At 68.6% G+C, this 1,038-nt stretch carries 1 protein-coding gene; it reads left to right on the top strand.

Translation table 11 applies throughout. The annotated features are described in order from the left end of the window. Nucleotides 1–54 precede the first annotated feature (54 nt). Entirely contained in the window at nt 55–1,038 is a 984-nt protein-coding gene (locus IF89_RS0135540) for an IS481 family transposase (RefSeq protein ID WP_030777348.1), read from the top strand.

The raw sequence follows: 1,038 nt of genomic DNA, 5'->3' as shown, positions 1-1,038 counted from the left end.
AGACCTCCGGTGTGGTGGAGGTGTCTAGGCTCCACACCACACACGGAGGTCTTCGTGTCCCACCGTAATGCCCGGCTGACCGTTCACGGCAGGCGGATCCTGGTCGAACGCGTGCTGTCCGGCCGTCCCGTCGCCCACGTGGCGGCCGAAATGGGCATATCGCGGCCCACCGCCCACAAGTGGGTCCGCCGCTGGAGGGCCGAGGGCGAGGCCGGACTGCATGACCGTCCCAGCAGACCGCACACCACCCCGCACCGCACGCATGCGGCGGTCGAAGCCCAGGTCTGCCGGCTGCGGACCGGCCGCAAGCTGGGACCTGCCCGGATCGGACCGATTCTGGGCCTGCCCACCTCGACCGTGCACCGGATCCTGGCCCGGCACGGCCTGAACCGTCTGGCCTGGCTGGACCGGCCCACCGGCCGGGTCATCCGCCGCTACGAACGGGCCAGGCCGGGCGAGCTGGTCCACGTCGACATCAAGAAGCTGGGCAACATCCCCGACGGCGGCGGCTGGCGGACGGTGGGCCGGACCGCCGGTGACCGCAACCGCCAGGCCACCACCGACCAGCGCAAGAACAGCACACCGGTGATCGGCTACAGCTACATCCATTCCGCCGTCGACGACCACTCCCGCCTGGCCTACAGCGAGGTCCTCGCCGACGAACGCAAGGAGACCGCCGTCGGCTTCTGGGCTCGGGCGAACGCGTTCTTCGCAGCCCACGGCATCGGCGTCGAGCGGGTCCTGACCGACAACGGCTCCTGCTACAAGTCCAAGCTGTTCACCCAGGCGCTGGCCACGGCCGGAATCACCCACAAGAAGACCCGGCCCTACCGGCCGCAGACCAACGGCAAGGTCGAACGCTTCAACCGCACCCTGCTCGAGGAATGGGCCTACCTGCGGCCCTACACCTCAAACGACGAACGGACCGCGGCCCTGGCAGACTTCCTCCACACCTACAACCACCACCGCTGCCACACCGCACTCGACGGACACCCACCCATCAGCCGAATCAACAACACTGCGGGTCAATACACCTAG

This window comes from Streptomyces sp. NRRL F-2664, assembly GCF_000719345.1.
GTDB lineage: Bacteria > Actinomycetota > Actinomycetes > Streptomycetales > Streptomycetaceae > Streptomyces.
Note: the sequence above shows the minus strand (reverse complement) of the source record. Positions and strands in the feature narration are given on the sequence as shown.